10 protein-coding genes are annotated in these 13,088 nt (G+C 70.2%); all 10 read right to left on the reverse strand.

Going from position 1 to position 13,088, the window contains the following annotated elements:
• Window positions 1-274 (reverse strand): hypothetical protein (locus ACP4J0_RS22575; protein ID WP_426600479.1); only part of this gene is annotated, 274 nt, incomplete at its 3' end.
• A 274-nt stretch (window positions 275-548) separates the two neighbouring features.
• Entirely contained in the window at window positions 549-1,325 is a 777-nt protein-coding gene (locus ACP4J0_RS22580; RefSeq protein ID WP_426600480.1) for a TIGR03936 family radical SAM-associated protein, read from the reverse strand.
• A gap of 231 nt (window positions 1,326-1,556) precedes the next feature.
• Window positions 1,557-3,389 (reverse strand): trypsin-like serine protease, encoded by a 1,833-nt coding sequence (locus ACP4J0_RS22585; RefSeq protein WP_426600481.1) that lies wholly within the window; start codon window positions 3,387-3,389, stop codon window positions 1,557-1,559.
• A gap of 346 nt (window positions 3,390-3,735) precedes the next feature.
• Window positions 3,736-5,676 carry a TIGR03960 family B12-binding radical SAM protein gene (locus ACP4J0_RS22590; protein WP_426600482.1) on the reverse strand — a complete coding sequence of 647 codons (1,941 nt, stop codon included), beginning with the start codon at window positions 5,674-5,676 and terminating at the stop codon, window positions 3,736-3,738.
• A 93-nt stretch (window positions 5,677-5,769) separates the two neighbouring features.
• Window positions 5,770-6,969: a rod shape-determining protein RodA gene (gene rodA / locus ACP4J0_RS22595; protein WP_426600483.1), complete on the reverse strand. Its 1,200-nt coding sequence runs from the start codon at window positions 6,967-6,969 to the stop codon at window positions 5,770-5,772.
• Window positions 6,966-9,272, reverse strand: a complete 2,307-nt coding sequence (mrdA, locus tag ACP4J0_RS22600; protein WP_426600484.1) for a penicillin-binding protein 2 — start codon at window positions 9,270-9,272, stop codon at window positions 6,966-6,968. Before mrdA ends, rodA begins: the two co-directional genes overlap by 4 nt.
• A gap of 120 nt (window positions 9,273-9,392) precedes the next feature.
• Window positions 9,393-10,064 carry a rod shape-determining protein MreD gene (mreD, locus tag ACP4J0_RS22605; RefSeq protein ID WP_426600485.1) on the reverse strand — a complete coding sequence of 224 codons (672 nt, stop codon included), beginning with the start codon at window positions 10,062-10,064 and terminating at the stop codon, window positions 9,393-9,395.
• Between the two features lie 13 nt (window positions 10,065-10,077).
• Entirely contained in the window at window positions 10,078-11,088 is a 1,011-nt protein-coding gene (gene mreC, locus ACP4J0_RS22610; RefSeq protein WP_426600486.1) for a rod shape-determining protein MreC, read from the reverse strand.
• Between the two features lie 163 nt (window positions 11,089-11,251).
• Window positions 11,252-12,271 carry a rod shape-determining protein gene (locus tag ACP4J0_RS22615; protein WP_398130593.1) on the reverse strand — a complete coding sequence of 340 codons (1,020 nt, stop codon included), beginning with the start codon at window positions 12,269-12,271 and terminating at the stop codon, window positions 11,252-11,254.
• 320 nt (window positions 12,272-12,591) lie between these two features.
• Complete coding sequence (gene ndk / locus ACP4J0_RS22620) at window positions 12,592-13,005, reverse strand: nucleoside-diphosphate kinase (protein WP_007449819.1); 414 nt, start codon at window positions 13,003-13,005, stop codon at window positions 12,592-12,594.
• Window positions 13,006-13,088 lie beyond the last annotated feature (83 nt).

Raw genomic sequence — 13,088 nt, forward strand, 5'->3', positions numbered from 1 at the left:
GACGCGGCCGGCCCGCGGACGCGGGCTCCGGAGCCGCCCCGGCCGCCGCTGCGGCCGCCTCCTCGGCTTCCGTCTCTTCCGGCTCGTCGGCCGCGGCGCTCACACCGGCAGGCGCGACGGTCTCCGCCGGCGCGGCGGAGCCACCGGACGGCGGTCCCGCCGGCCGGGACGCGGCCCTGCGCCGACGGCGCGGCGGCAGGGTGTCGCTGGGGGTGTTCGATTCGGTGTCCGTCGAGGTGGTCGAGGACCCTGTGGGTTCGGTCGGTTCGAGCATGCGGGGGTTTCTCCCGTCAGGCTCCCGGGCGCCGCGCCTGGTCCGGCATCGACCATGTCGACCGCCGGTGACGTCCGCGGCTCGCGCGATGCGCGGTCGCCGCCGTCCGGGGCGCGGGCGCCGCTCGGGAGCTCTCCGTGTCTTGTCTCGCCGGTTCCGTACCCCTTGTCGTGTACGGCCTGGCGAAAGTCTTGTGGTCGGTGCGCTGCCCGACCCAGGTGGCTCCCGAGTTCGAGGGCGGCGCTACGACGTCCGTCCCTACGCGGAACCTTCCTTACGCCGGCGCCTTCGCGGCGGCGGAAGCGGCGGCCGGTTGCGGCTCGGGCGCTTCTGCCTCGCGGTCGGGCGCGAGCGGGTCGGTCACCGCACCGGTCTCTTCATCGAACAGCCCCTGCGCCAGCCTGGTCACCGCTGCGGGGACCGGCGGCGCCAGGTCGGCCACGGCGCGAAGACCGGACAGGACGTCGTCGGGTCGTACGGCAGGCGTCACGTGCCGAACAACCAGCCGCAGTATCGCACAGGGCCGGTCGGTCGGCCTATCAGCCGGCGAACCGTGCGTGGTGACGCTCTCGAGGTGCGCGACGGCGGAGCGGGCGTCGAAGGTGCGGACGCCGTTCTTCGTCCTGCGCTGGACCTCCACGGCCGGGGCCGCGTTGAAGGCCGCCACGGCGCGTTCCGCGTCCGCGGAGTGCACACCGTCCAGCCGCAGCTCCCACACGGAAGCCGTCAGCCGGTCCGCGAGCCCGGAGGTCCTGGCCTCGGCCGCCTCGACGATGTCGAGCCCGGCGGGCAGCGACTCGTCGAGGAGCAGCCTGAGCCGCTCCGGGTCACGCGCCTCGGTGAGCGCGATCTCCAGGTACTCCGCCTCACTGCCCGTGCCGGTGGGTGCGGCATTGGCGTACGACACCTTCGGATGCGGCGTGAACCCCGCCGAGTACGCCATGGGCACCTCGGCACGGCGCAGCGCACGCTCGAAGGCGCGCTGGAAGTCACGGTGGCTGGTGAACCGGAGGCGGCCGCGCTTGGTGTAACGCAGTCGGATGCGCTGCACCGCGGGTACGGGCGGCGGGCCTTCGGGCTGTCGCTTGCCCAGGGGAACTTCTCCTTGTGTACGGCGGTCGGGACGGGGCACCGTCCTCGCCTCGGCGGGGGCATCACGCCCAGTCCTCTTTTCTAGAGTACGCGTTCCCGCCACCACGAGTTCCCGCCGGTACGCGAACCGCCACGACGGGACACCTTCCGGCGTCCGACCGTCGTGGCGGTTCGTGCGAGCGAGCGCAGATCAGGCGATGTCGCTCCGCGCCCAGGTCCAGCTGCTGCCGCTGTCCGCGCTGTCCCAGACCTTGACCGGCTTGCCCGAGCCGGACCCGGTGCTCGTCAGCGTCCACAGGCCCGTGCGGCTGCCGCCGCCCGCCTGCACGCCGTAGTCGTACAGCACACCGACGTCACCGCGGCCGTCACCGTTGAAGTCACCGGCGACCGGCTTGGAGCGGTCCCAGTTCCAGCTGCCGCCGTCCACGCTGTCCCAGACCCTGACCGGCTTGCCGAAGGCGGAGCCCGTGCTCGTCAGCTTCCACAGCGCGGTGCGGTTGCCGCCGCCGTCCGCCCGCACCCCGTTGTTGTAGAGCACACCGACGTCGCCGCGGCCGTCACCGTCGAAGTCACCGGCGACCGGCTTCGAGCTGTCCCACCTCCAGCTGATACCGCTGTCCACGCTGTCCCAGGCCATGACCGGCTTGCCGAAGCCGGACCCGGTGCTCGTCAGCGTCCACAGGCCCGTGCGGCTGTCGCCGTCCGCCTGCACGCCGTAGTCGTACAGCACACCGACGTCACCGCGGCCGTCACCGTTGAAGTCACCGGCGACCGGCTTGGAGCGGTCCCAGTTCCAGCTGCCGCCGTCCGCGCTGTCCCAGACCTTGACCGGCTTGCCGAAGCCGGACCCGGTGCTCGTCAGCGTCCACAGCGCGGTGCGGTTGCCGCCGCCGTCCGCCCGCACCCCGTAGTCGTAGAGCACACCGACATCGTCGCGGCCGTCACCGTTGAAGTCACCGGCGACCGGCTTCGAGCTGTCCCAGCTCCAGCTGCCGCCGTCCGCGCTGTCCCAGACCTTGACCGGCTTGCCGAAGCCGGACCCGGTGCTCGTGAACGTCCACAGCGCCGTGTGGTTGCCGCCGCCGTCCGCCCGCACGCCGTAGTTGTACAGCACACCGACATCGCTGCGGCCGTCACCGTCGAAGTCACCGGAGAACGCCTTCGAGCGGCTCCCGTTCCAGCTGCCGCCGTCCGCGCTGTCCCACTTCATCTGCGGCTCGGCCATCCCGGACCCGGTGCTGGTGAGCGACCAGAGCGTCGAACGGGACCTGCCGTCCTGGAGGGCGCCGTTGTCGTAGAACACGCCGACGTCGCTGCGGCCGTCGCCGTCGAAGTCGGAGCCGGGAGTGGCCCGGGCGTTGGCCGTGATCCAGTCCCGGACGTCGTCGACACGGGTGCTGATCGCGGTGCTGGGGGTGCCCGCCGGGGCGTCGTTGCCGAAGCAGCCCGCCTGGTCGGAGCGGCTGCTGATCGCGACGAGCGCCGGCTTGCCGTCGACGGTGCGGACGGCGGGGCCTCCCGCATCGCCCTGACAGACCGCGGCGCCGCCCTTCCCACTGAGGGTGAGGTCGCCGCCGGCGACGGAGGCGACGGCGAACGTGCCGGTGTGCCCGCCGAGCGGCGCCCATTCCCCGGCCGTACGGCCGTGTCCGGCGACGGTGAGCTCCTGCCCGGCGGCGGGCGCCGCGGCGGCGACGGCGACCGGGGTCACGCCGCGCACGGGCTGGGCGAGACGGGCCAGGACGAGGTCGCGCTCGCCGTGCGGTCGCAGTTCGGCCACGGTCCGGGACTGGCCGCCGCCCACGGTCACGACGGTCTTGACCCTGGGTGCGCCGGCCGGCACCGTGCGGTCGGCGACCGGGTCCTCGGCGAAGCAACTGGCGGCCGTGAGCACCCACTCGGGGGATATCAGCGCGCCGGAGCAGCCTCGCTCGTAGTCGCCGACGAGAAGCCGGGCGGTGAAGCCGTAGGAAGCGCCCTCGGCAGGCTCACCGACCACCGCGTGGCCCGGTGAGGCGGTCATGAGCAGCAGCGGCGCCGCACCGAGCAGGGCCGCTGACCTGATCGCGGCGGCTCCGGGCGCCTGCCGTCTGGATCGCTTCGGGTGTGCTGTGCTGGGGGTGCCGGGTGCTCTCATCACTGTCCTAGAGATCGTTCGGGCACAACTGGACTGGAGGATGCGGCCCGCCGGCGGCCCCCGGACACCCGGAAGTCACGTAGGCGCCACCGCAACTTCGGACATCTAAGATCATCTACGTGATCTCGTCCACCGGTCCATCCCAGGCAAACTGACCGTACGTCACACACCGAATGTGACGTACGGCACCACGCCACGTCACCCGCGCCGCACGGTCCCCCCGCTCCGCCGGCTACTTGACCGTCAGCGGCAGCAGCTTCTTGCCGGTCGGACCCACCTGGATCTCGGTCTGCATGGCCGGGCACACGCCGCAGTCGAAGCACGGCGTCCAGCGGCAGTCCTCGACCTCGGTCTCGTCGAGGGCGTCCTGCCAGTCCTCCCAGAGCCACTCCTTGTCGAGGCCGGAGTCGAGGTGGTCCCAGGGGAGGACCTCCTCGTAGCCCCGCTCGCGGGTGGTGTACCAGTCGACGTCGACGCCGAACGGCTCCAGGGCCTTGTCGGCGCAGGCCATCCAGCGGTCGTACGAGAAGTGCTCGCGCCAGCCGTCGAAGCGGCCGCCGTCGTCGTAGACGGCGCGGATGACGGCGCCGATGCGGCGGTCGCCTCGGGAGAGGAGGCCCTCGACGATGCCGGGCTTGCCGTCGTGGTAGCGAAAGCCGATGGAGCGGCCGTACTTCTTGTCGCCGCGGATCTTGTCGCGGAGCTTCTGCAGCCGGGCGTCCGTCTCCTCGGCGGAGAGCTGCGGGGACCACTGGAAGGGGGTGTGGGGCTTGGGGACGAAGCCGCCGATGGAGACCGTGCAGCGGATGTCGCCCGAGCCGGAGACCTCGCGGCCCTTGGCGATGACGCGGGTGGCCATGTCGGCGATCTGGAGGACGTCGTCGTCGGTCTCGGTGGGGAGGCCGCACATGAAGTACAGCTTCACCTGGCGCCAGCCGTTGCCGTACGCGGTGGCGACGGTGCGGATCAGGTCCTCTTCCGAGACCATCTTGTTGATGACCTTGCGGATGCGCTCGGAGCCGCCCTCGGGGGCGAAGGTGAGGCCGGAGCGGCGGCCGTTGCGGGTCAGCTCGTTGGCGAGGTCGATGTTGAAGGCGTCGACGCGGGTGGAGGGGAGGGACAGGCCGATCTTGTCCTCCTCGTACCGGTCCGCGAGGCCCTTGGCGACGTCGGCGATCTCCGAGTGGTCCGCGGAGGACAACGACAGCAGGCCGACCTCCTCGAAGCCGGTCGCCTTCAGGCCCTTCTCGACCATCTCGCCGATGCCGGTGATGGAGCGCTCGCGGACCGGGCGGGTGATCATGCCGGCCTGGCAGAAGCGGCAGCCGCGGGTGCAGCCGCGGAAGATCTCCACCGACATGCGCTCGTGGACCGTCTCGGCGAGGGGGACGAGGGGCTGCTTGGGGTAGGGCCACTCGTCGAGGTCCATGACGGTGTGCTTGGAGACGCGCCACGGGACGCCCGAGCGGTTGGGGACGACGCGGGCGATACGGCCGTCGGGGAGGTACTCGACGTCGTAGAAGCCGGGGACGTAGACCCCGCCGGTCTTGGCGAGGCGGAGGAGGAGCTCCTCGCGGCCGCCGGGGCGGCCCTCGGCCTTCCAGGCGCGGATGATCGCGGTGATCTCCAGGACGGCCTGCTCGCCGTCGCCGATGACGGCGCAGTCGATGAAGTCGGCGATCGGTTCGGGGTTGAAGGCCGCGTGTCCACCGGCCAGGACGACCGGGTCGTCGATGCCGCGGTCCTTGGACTCCAGCGGGATGCCGGCCAGGTCCAGGGCGGTCAGCATGTTCGTGTAGCCGAGCTCGGTGGAGAAGGAGAGGCCGAACACGTCGAAGGCCTTCACCGGGCGGTGGCTGTCGACCGTGAACTGCGGGACGGTGTGTTCCCGCATCAGCGCCTCCAGGTCCGGCCACACGCTGTAGGTGCGCTCGGCGAGGACGCCCTCCTGCTCGTTGAGGACCTCGTAGAGGATCATGACGCCCTGGTTGGGCAGACCGACCTCGTACGCGTCGGGGTACATCAGGGCCCAGCGGACGTCGCAGGATTCCCAGTCCTTGACCGTGGAGTTGAGCTCTCCGCCGACGTACTGGATCGGCTTCTGCACATGCGGGAGCAGCGCTTCGAGCTGCGGAAACACGGAAGACACAGACTCGGCGGCTTCGGCAGGCATCTCACGGAACCTTCGTGTGCTGACAAGGGGGACCATCCAGCCTAACCCGGCGCGGACGGTCCCCCGTACCGCTCGGGCGGCCGGTGCCCCGCCTTACGCCGACATCGGTCTCTGCACCGTGATCGACTGGAGCAGGCCCACCGCTATCCACACGGCGAACATGGAGGAGCCGCCGTACGACACGAAGGGCAGGGGGAGGCCGGTGACCGGCATGATGCCGAGGGTCATGCCGATGTTCTCGAAGGTCTGGAAGGCGAACCAGGCGACGATGCCGGCGGCGACGACCGTGCCGTACAGGTCGGTGGTCTCGCGGGCGATCCTGCAGGCGCGCCACAGGACCACGCCGAGCAGGGCGATGATCAGGCCCGCGCCGAGGAAGCCCAGTTCCTCTCCGGCGACGGTGAAGACGAAGTCGGTCTGCTGCTCCGGGACGAACTGGCCGGTGGTCTGGGAGCCGTGGAAGAGGCCGGAGCCGGTCAGGCCGCCGGAGCCGATCGCGATGCGTGCCTGGTTGGTGTTGTAGCCGACGCCCGCGGGGTCGAGTTCCGGGTTGGCGAAGGCGGCGAAGCGGGCGATCTGGTAGTCGTCGAGGATGCCGAGCTGCCAGACGGCGAGCGCGCCGGCGGTTCCCGCGCCGAGCAGTCCGAACACCCAGCGGTTGGAGGCGCCGGAGGCGAGCAGCACGCCCAGCACGATGATGACCATGACCATGACCGACCCGAGGTCGGGCATGAGCATCACGATCAGCATCGGCACGACGGCCAGGCCCAGGGCCTGGAGGACGGTCCGGTGGTCCGGGTGGGCCCGGTCCCCCGCGTCGACGCGTGCGGCCAGCAGCATCGCCATGCCGAGGATGATCGTGATCTTCACGAATTCCGAAGGCTGCAGGGAGAAGCCGCCGGGGAGTTTGATCCAGGAGTGGGCGCCGTTGATGGTCGAGCCGAGCGGGGTGAGCACCAGCAGGATCAGGAACACGGAGAAGCCGTACAGGACCGGCACGGCGGTGCGCAGGGTGCGGTGGCCGAGCCAGACGGTGGCGATCATCAGGGCGAGCCCGATGCCGGTGTTCAGCAGGTGCCGGGTCAGGAAGTAGTACGGGTCGCCCTGGTTGAGCTCGGTGCGGTTGCGGGTCGCGGAGTAGACGAGCAGGGAGCCCATCAGCGAGAGCGCGACGGCGGCCAGCAGTATCGGCCAGTCGAGCCGGCGTGCCATCGAGTCCCGGGCGAGCAGCCGGGTCCAGCCGGCTTTCTCGGGTCCGTAGCCGGAGACCTGGAAGCTGTTGGAACCGGTCATGCGCGTGTCCTCCGGCTTCCGCTGCTGGCCGCCCCGCGGCTTCCGCTGCCGCGACGGCCCCCGCCGCGTCGTCGGTGGCGGCGCGTGTCGCGGTTGTCGCCGTTCTGTGCCGGTGGCGTCGCTCCCTGTTCCTGTCCGTCGACGGGGGCGTACTCGTCCTCCGGGGAGGCCTTCTCCTTGGGGAGGAGGTCCTTGATCACGTCCTTGGGGATCTTCGGTGCGGGGATGGTCCCGTCCGCCTTGATCGTCGGCAGCTTCGCCTGCGGTTCGGGCAGCAGCCCCTTCCTGCTGTCGACCTCCCCGTCGTCCGAGACGCCGTACAGCGCGTCGTAGATGTTGCGGACGGCGGGACCGGAGGCGCCCGAGCCGGTACCACCCTGGGAGATCGTCATGACGATCGCGTACTCGTCGGTGTAGGTGGCGAACCAGGAGGTGGTCTGCTTGCCGTAGACCTCGGCCGTGCCGGTCTTGGCGTGCATCGGGATCTTGTCCTGCGGCCAGCCGTCCTGAGCGAACCGCCAGGCGGCGGTGCCGCGGGTGGCGACGCCTTCGAGGGCGTCGTCCATCTTGGCGAGCGTGGTCTTGCTTATCGGCAGCTTGCCGTGGGCCTTGGGCTCGATCGGGCGGATCTCCTTGCCGTCGGGGCTGACGATCGCCTTGCCGATGCTCGGGTCGTACATGGTGCCGCCGTTGGAGATGGCCGCGTAGATGGTGGCCATCTGGATGGGGGTGACGAGGGTGTCGCCCTGTCCGATGGAGTAGTTGATGGCGTCACCGGCGCGCATCTGGTTGCCCTCGAGGCAGTTCTCGTACGCGATCTGCTCGACGTAGGAGCCGCCCTTCTTGCCGGACTTGCACCAGGCGTCCTTGTTGGCCTCCCAGTACTCCTGCTTCCACTGGCGGTCGGGGACGCGGCCGGTGACCTCGTTGGGGAGGTCGATGCCGGTCTTCTTGCCGAGGCCGAAGTCGTGGGCGGCCTTGTAGAAGTAGTCGTTGGGCTTCTTCGGCTTCATGCCGCCGTCCTTCTTCCACTCCTGGTGGGCCAGGCGGTAGTAGACGGTGTCGCAGGAGAGTTCCAGGGCGCGGCCGAGGTCGATCGAGCCGTAGCTGGCGGACTCGTAGTTCTTGAAGACCTGGCCGCCGACGGAGTAGGAGCTGGAGCAGTCGTAGCCGCCGTCGAAGTCGTAGCCGGCGTCCACGGCGGCGGACGTGGAGATCACCTTGAAGATGGAGCCGGGGGCCGCCTGGCCCTGGGTGGCCCGGTTGAGCAGCGGGTAGCGGGAGTCCTTGCCGGTGAGCTTCTTGTAGTCGGCGGCGGAGATGCCGCCGACCCAGGCGTTGGGGTCGTACGCGGGGTTGGAGGCCATGGCGACGACGCGGCCGGTCTTGGCCTCCATCACGACGACGGCGCCGGCGTCGGCCTTGTAGTTCTCGCCGGTGTTGTCGTCGTAGACCTTGCGGGCTTCCTTCATCGCCGCGTTCAGCTCGTACTCGGCGACCCGCTGGACGCGGGCGTCGATGCTGGTGACGAGGTTGGAGCCGGGCACGCCGGGGTCGGACTCGGCCTCGCCGATGACCCGGCCGAGGTTGTCGACCTCGTAGCGGGTGACGCCGGCCTTGCCGCGCAGCGCCTTGTCGTACTGGCGTTCCAGGCCGGAGCGGCCGACCTGGTCCGAGCGCAGGAAGGGCGAGTCGGTGTCCTGGGCCTTCTGGATCTCCTCGTCGGTGACCGGCGAGAGGTAGCCGAGGACCTGTGCGGTGTTGGACCCGCCGGGGCCGGCGTAGCGGCGCAGCGCCTCGGGTTCGGCGGTGATGCCGGGGAAGTCCTCGGCGCGCTCGCGGATCTGGAGGGCCTGCTTGGGGGTGGCCTCGTCGGTGACGGGGATCGGCTGGTAGGGCGAGCCGTTCCAGCAGGGCTGGGGTGTTTCGGCGTCGCACAGCCGGACCTTGTCCATGACTTCTTTGGGCTGCATGCCGAGGACGCCGGCGAGCTTGGTGAGGACGGCCTTGCCGTCGTCCTTCATCTTCAGCAGGTCGGTGCGGGAGGCGGAGACGACGAGGCGGGTCTCGTTGTCGGCGAGGGCCACGCCGCGGGCGTCCAGGATCGAGCCGCGGGTCGCGGGCTGGACGACCTGCTGGACGTGGTTGCCGGAGGCCTCCTCGGCGTACTCGTCGCCCTGGCGGATCTGGAGGTACCAGAGCCGGCCGCCGAGGGTGGCGAGGAGGGAGAGGACGAGGATCTGGATGACGACGAGCCGGGTCTGGACGCGTGTGCTGCGGCCGGTCTCCGGAATGTTACTCATGGGAGCAGCCCATTCCGTTGAGGGTGGTGGTGGGCGACGGGCGGGGGTCGGTCACTGCGGCTGCCTCCCCCGTTCAGTGGGTGTACGTGTCGAGGCGGTCGTACGGCCGGGGGGTCGTCGTCACAGCCGCTTGACCCCCTTGATGCGTCCGGCCCGGGCGACCCGCGCCCGCGCCGCCTTGGCCCGCAGTCCGTTGCGCTGGCTGCCGATGCGCAGTCCGGTGCCGCCGGAGAGCCAGCCGGAGGCGATGTCGGTCTTCTGGCCCGCGGAGTTGGTCTCGGCGAGCGGGTCGTTCTCGGCGCGTCGGGCCAGGGCCATGATGCCGGGGACGACGAAGGGCGCGAGCAGCAGGTCGTACAGGGCGGCCGTGAACAGCAGGCCGGGCAGGCCGACATGGCGGGCGGCGGTGTCGCCGACGAGGGCGCCCACGCCGGCGTAGAGCAGGGTGGTGCCGAGGGCGGCGACGACCACGACGGCCATGGGGCCGGTGGCCGACCTGAGCCGGCCGTTCTCCGGTTTGGCGAGCCCGGCGAGGTAGCCGATGACGCAGAGTACGAGGGCGTAGCGGCCGGCGGCGTGGTCGGCGGGCGGGGCGAGGTCGGCGAGGAGTCCGGCGCCGAAGCCGACGAGGGCGCCGCCGACGTGGCCGTAGACCAGGGCGAGGCCGAGGACGGTGAGGAGCAGCAGGTCGGGGACGGCGCCGGGCAGGTGGAGGCGGGCGAGGACGCTCACCTGGATGACCAGGGCGACGACGACGAGGGAGACGGACAGCAGGATCCGGTTGACGCGCATGGGGTGAAAGCTCCTACTGCTCGGTCTGCTGGTTCTGCTCGGTCTGCCCGTCCTGCTGGGTCTGCCCGCCCTGCTCGTCCTGCTCGTCCTGCGACTGGCCGTCGACGGGGGCCCCGGCGGACGGAGTGACGGTCACCGTCACGGTCGGCCTGGGTTCCGGCTTGGGCTTGTCCGGGAGCACCGTGTCCCGCGGGTCCTTCTGCGGGGCCTGGACGACGACGCCGACGATGTCGAGCTTGGTGAAGCTGACGAACGGTGTGACGTCGAGGGTGCGGGTCAGGTCGCCGCCGGAGGGGTCGACGCGGGAGACGACGCCGACGGGCACGCCGGGCACGAACGGCTTGTCGGCCTGGGAGCCGAAGGTGACCAGGCGGTCGCCCTTCTTGACGTCGGCCTTGCCGTTGAGGAGTTCGACGCGCAGGGGGCGGCCGCCCTGGCCGGAGGCGAAGCCGAGTTCGTCGCTGCCCTCCATCCGGGTGCCGACGGTGAAGTCGGGGTCGTTGGCGAGCAGCACGGTGGCGGTGTTCGGGCCGACGGTGGTGACGCGGCCGACGAGGCCGTCGCCGTTGAGGACCGTCATGTCGCGCTTGATGCCGTCGCCCGCGCCGGCGTCGATGGTGATGGTCCAGGAGAAGCCCTGCGCCGCTCCTATGGCGATGACCTGGGCGCCCTTGATGCCGTACTGGCCGGCGCCGGCGAGCCCGAGCATCTTGTCGAACTGCTTCAGGCGGCTGCGGCCGCGCTCGTCGCTGCCGAGCTTCGCCTCCAGGGCCGCGTTCTGCGTCTCCAGTTCGGAAAGGCGGTCGTGCCGGTCGCCGGATTCACGGATCGCGGTGATGGCGTTGCCCACCGGGTCGACCGCGGACGACACCCCGTTCTCGATCGGGCCGAAGACGGTGGCCGCGGCCTGCCGGGCACCGTCGACCGGTGAGTCCTCCCCGCCGCGGATGTCCACCGTGATCAGTGCGAACGCGATGGCGATCAGCAGCACCAGGAGCAGCCGGCTCTCTTTCGTGTCCCTCACGTGCGGCGGCCGTGCCTTCCTCGTCGAATTCGGGAATTACGTGGCGGTGTTCAGGAATTCAGGCGATTCGGTACCTGAGGTACATGCGCGGTACCGCACCTCTATATCAACGATCCGCCGTACGAGAGGAGTTCGTCTCGTACGGCGGAACCGAGGGGTCACGTCATCTGCGGGGCTGGGCGTCCAGCACCTGCTGGAGCGCGTCGAACTCCTCGACGCACTTGCCGGAGCCGAGCGCCACGCTGTCCAGCGGGTCCTCGGCGATGTGGATCGGCATTCCGGTCTCCCGGCGCAGCCGCTCGTCGAGCCCGCGCAGCAGCGCGCCGCCGCCGGTCAGGACGATGCCCCGGTCCATGATGTCGCCGGACAGCTCCGGCGGACACTTGTCGAGGGTCGTCTTGACGGCGTCGACGATCGCGTTGACCGGCTCCTCGATCGCCTTGCGTACTTCGGCGGCGGAGATGACGACGGTCTTGGGCAGTCCGGAGACGAGGTCCCTGCCGCGGATTTCGGTGTGCTCGTCGGTGTCGAGGTCGTACGCCGAGCCGACCGTGATCTTGATCTGCTCGGCCGTGCGCTCGCCCAGCAGAAGGCTGTACTCCTTCTTCACGTGCTGGATGATCGCGTTGTCCAGCTCGTCACCCGCGACGCGGATGGACTGGGCGGTGACGATGCCGCCGAGCGAGATGACCGCGACCTCCGTGGTGCCGCCGCCGATGTCCACCACCATGTTGCCCGTGGCCTCGTGGACCGGCAGGCCGGAGCCGATGGCCGCGGCCATGGGCTCCTCGATGATGTGCACCTGACGGGCGCCGGCCTGGGACGACGCCTCGATGACGGCGCGGCGCTCGACGCCGGTGATGCCCGAGGGCACACAGACGACGACCCGCGGGCGAGCCAGATAACGCCGCTTGTGGATCTTCAGGATGAAGTAGCGGAGCATCCGCTCGGTGATCTCGAAGTCGGCGATGACGCCGTCCTTCAGCGGGCGTACGGCAACGATGTTGCCGGGCGTGCGCCCGATCATCTTCTTCGCTTCGGCGCCGACCGCGAGGATGCCACCGGTGTTGGTGTTGATCGCGACGACGGACGGCTCGTTGAGTACGATCCCGCGACCCCTGACGTACACCAGCGTGTTGGCGGTCCCGAGGTCGACAGCCATGTCACGGCCGATGAACGACATTGAGTTCCCCATCAGGATTCGACTGGCCTTCCCATGAGCTTTTGAGGGCTTTTCAGGTAGGCGAGGTGGGTGCAGTGACGCGTGGAGGCTTCCATCGTAGACGCGCTTTCGCGAACACTGCGCGAGGGTCTTCGCCATTGTCAGCAGATGGCGCATCGCCTCGCTTGTGGAGACGGGCCAACGGAGGCATCAGTTCCCCCGAACAGGCGCGCATATGCCACAGGGCGGTCGCTTTTACGCGACCGCCCCGGTCTGCTGCGGGCCATTCGACTGACGTCGCGTCAGAAAAAAAGCCGTCTCCGGCGTGTCCGGGAAGGGACTCAGACCCGGCCCGGGAAGAAGATCTTCAGCTCGCGCTCGGCGGACTCCTCGGAGTCGGAGGCGTGGATCAGGTTCTCCCGCACGATCACACCGAAATCCCCGCGGATGGAGCCGGGGGCGGCGGCGATCGGGTCGGTCGGGCCGGCCAGCGCGCGCACGCCCTCGATGACCCGCTCCCCCTCGACGACCATGGCGACGACCGGGCCGGACGCCATGAACTCGACCAGCGGCTCGTAGAAGGGCTTGCCCTTGTGCTCGCCGTAGTGCTGCTCCAGCGTCTCGGCGTCCAGGGTGCGCAGTTCCAGCGCGGTGATCTGCCAGCCGGCCTTGCGCTCGATACGGCTGATGATCTCGCCGGTCAGGCCGCGACGGACGGCGTCGGGCTTGAGGAGGACGAGGCTGCGCTGGGTCACGACGGGCTCCTTGGAGAGGTGCGTTTGCACGGGCGTGCGAACGTGCGGTGGTACGAAGTGATGACTGAGGTTACCGGGCGTGT

The sequence above is a fragment of the Streptomyces sp. WG7 genome (assembly GCF_049975785.1).
GTDB lineage: Bacteria > Actinomycetota > Actinomycetes > Streptomycetales > Streptomycetaceae > Streptomyces.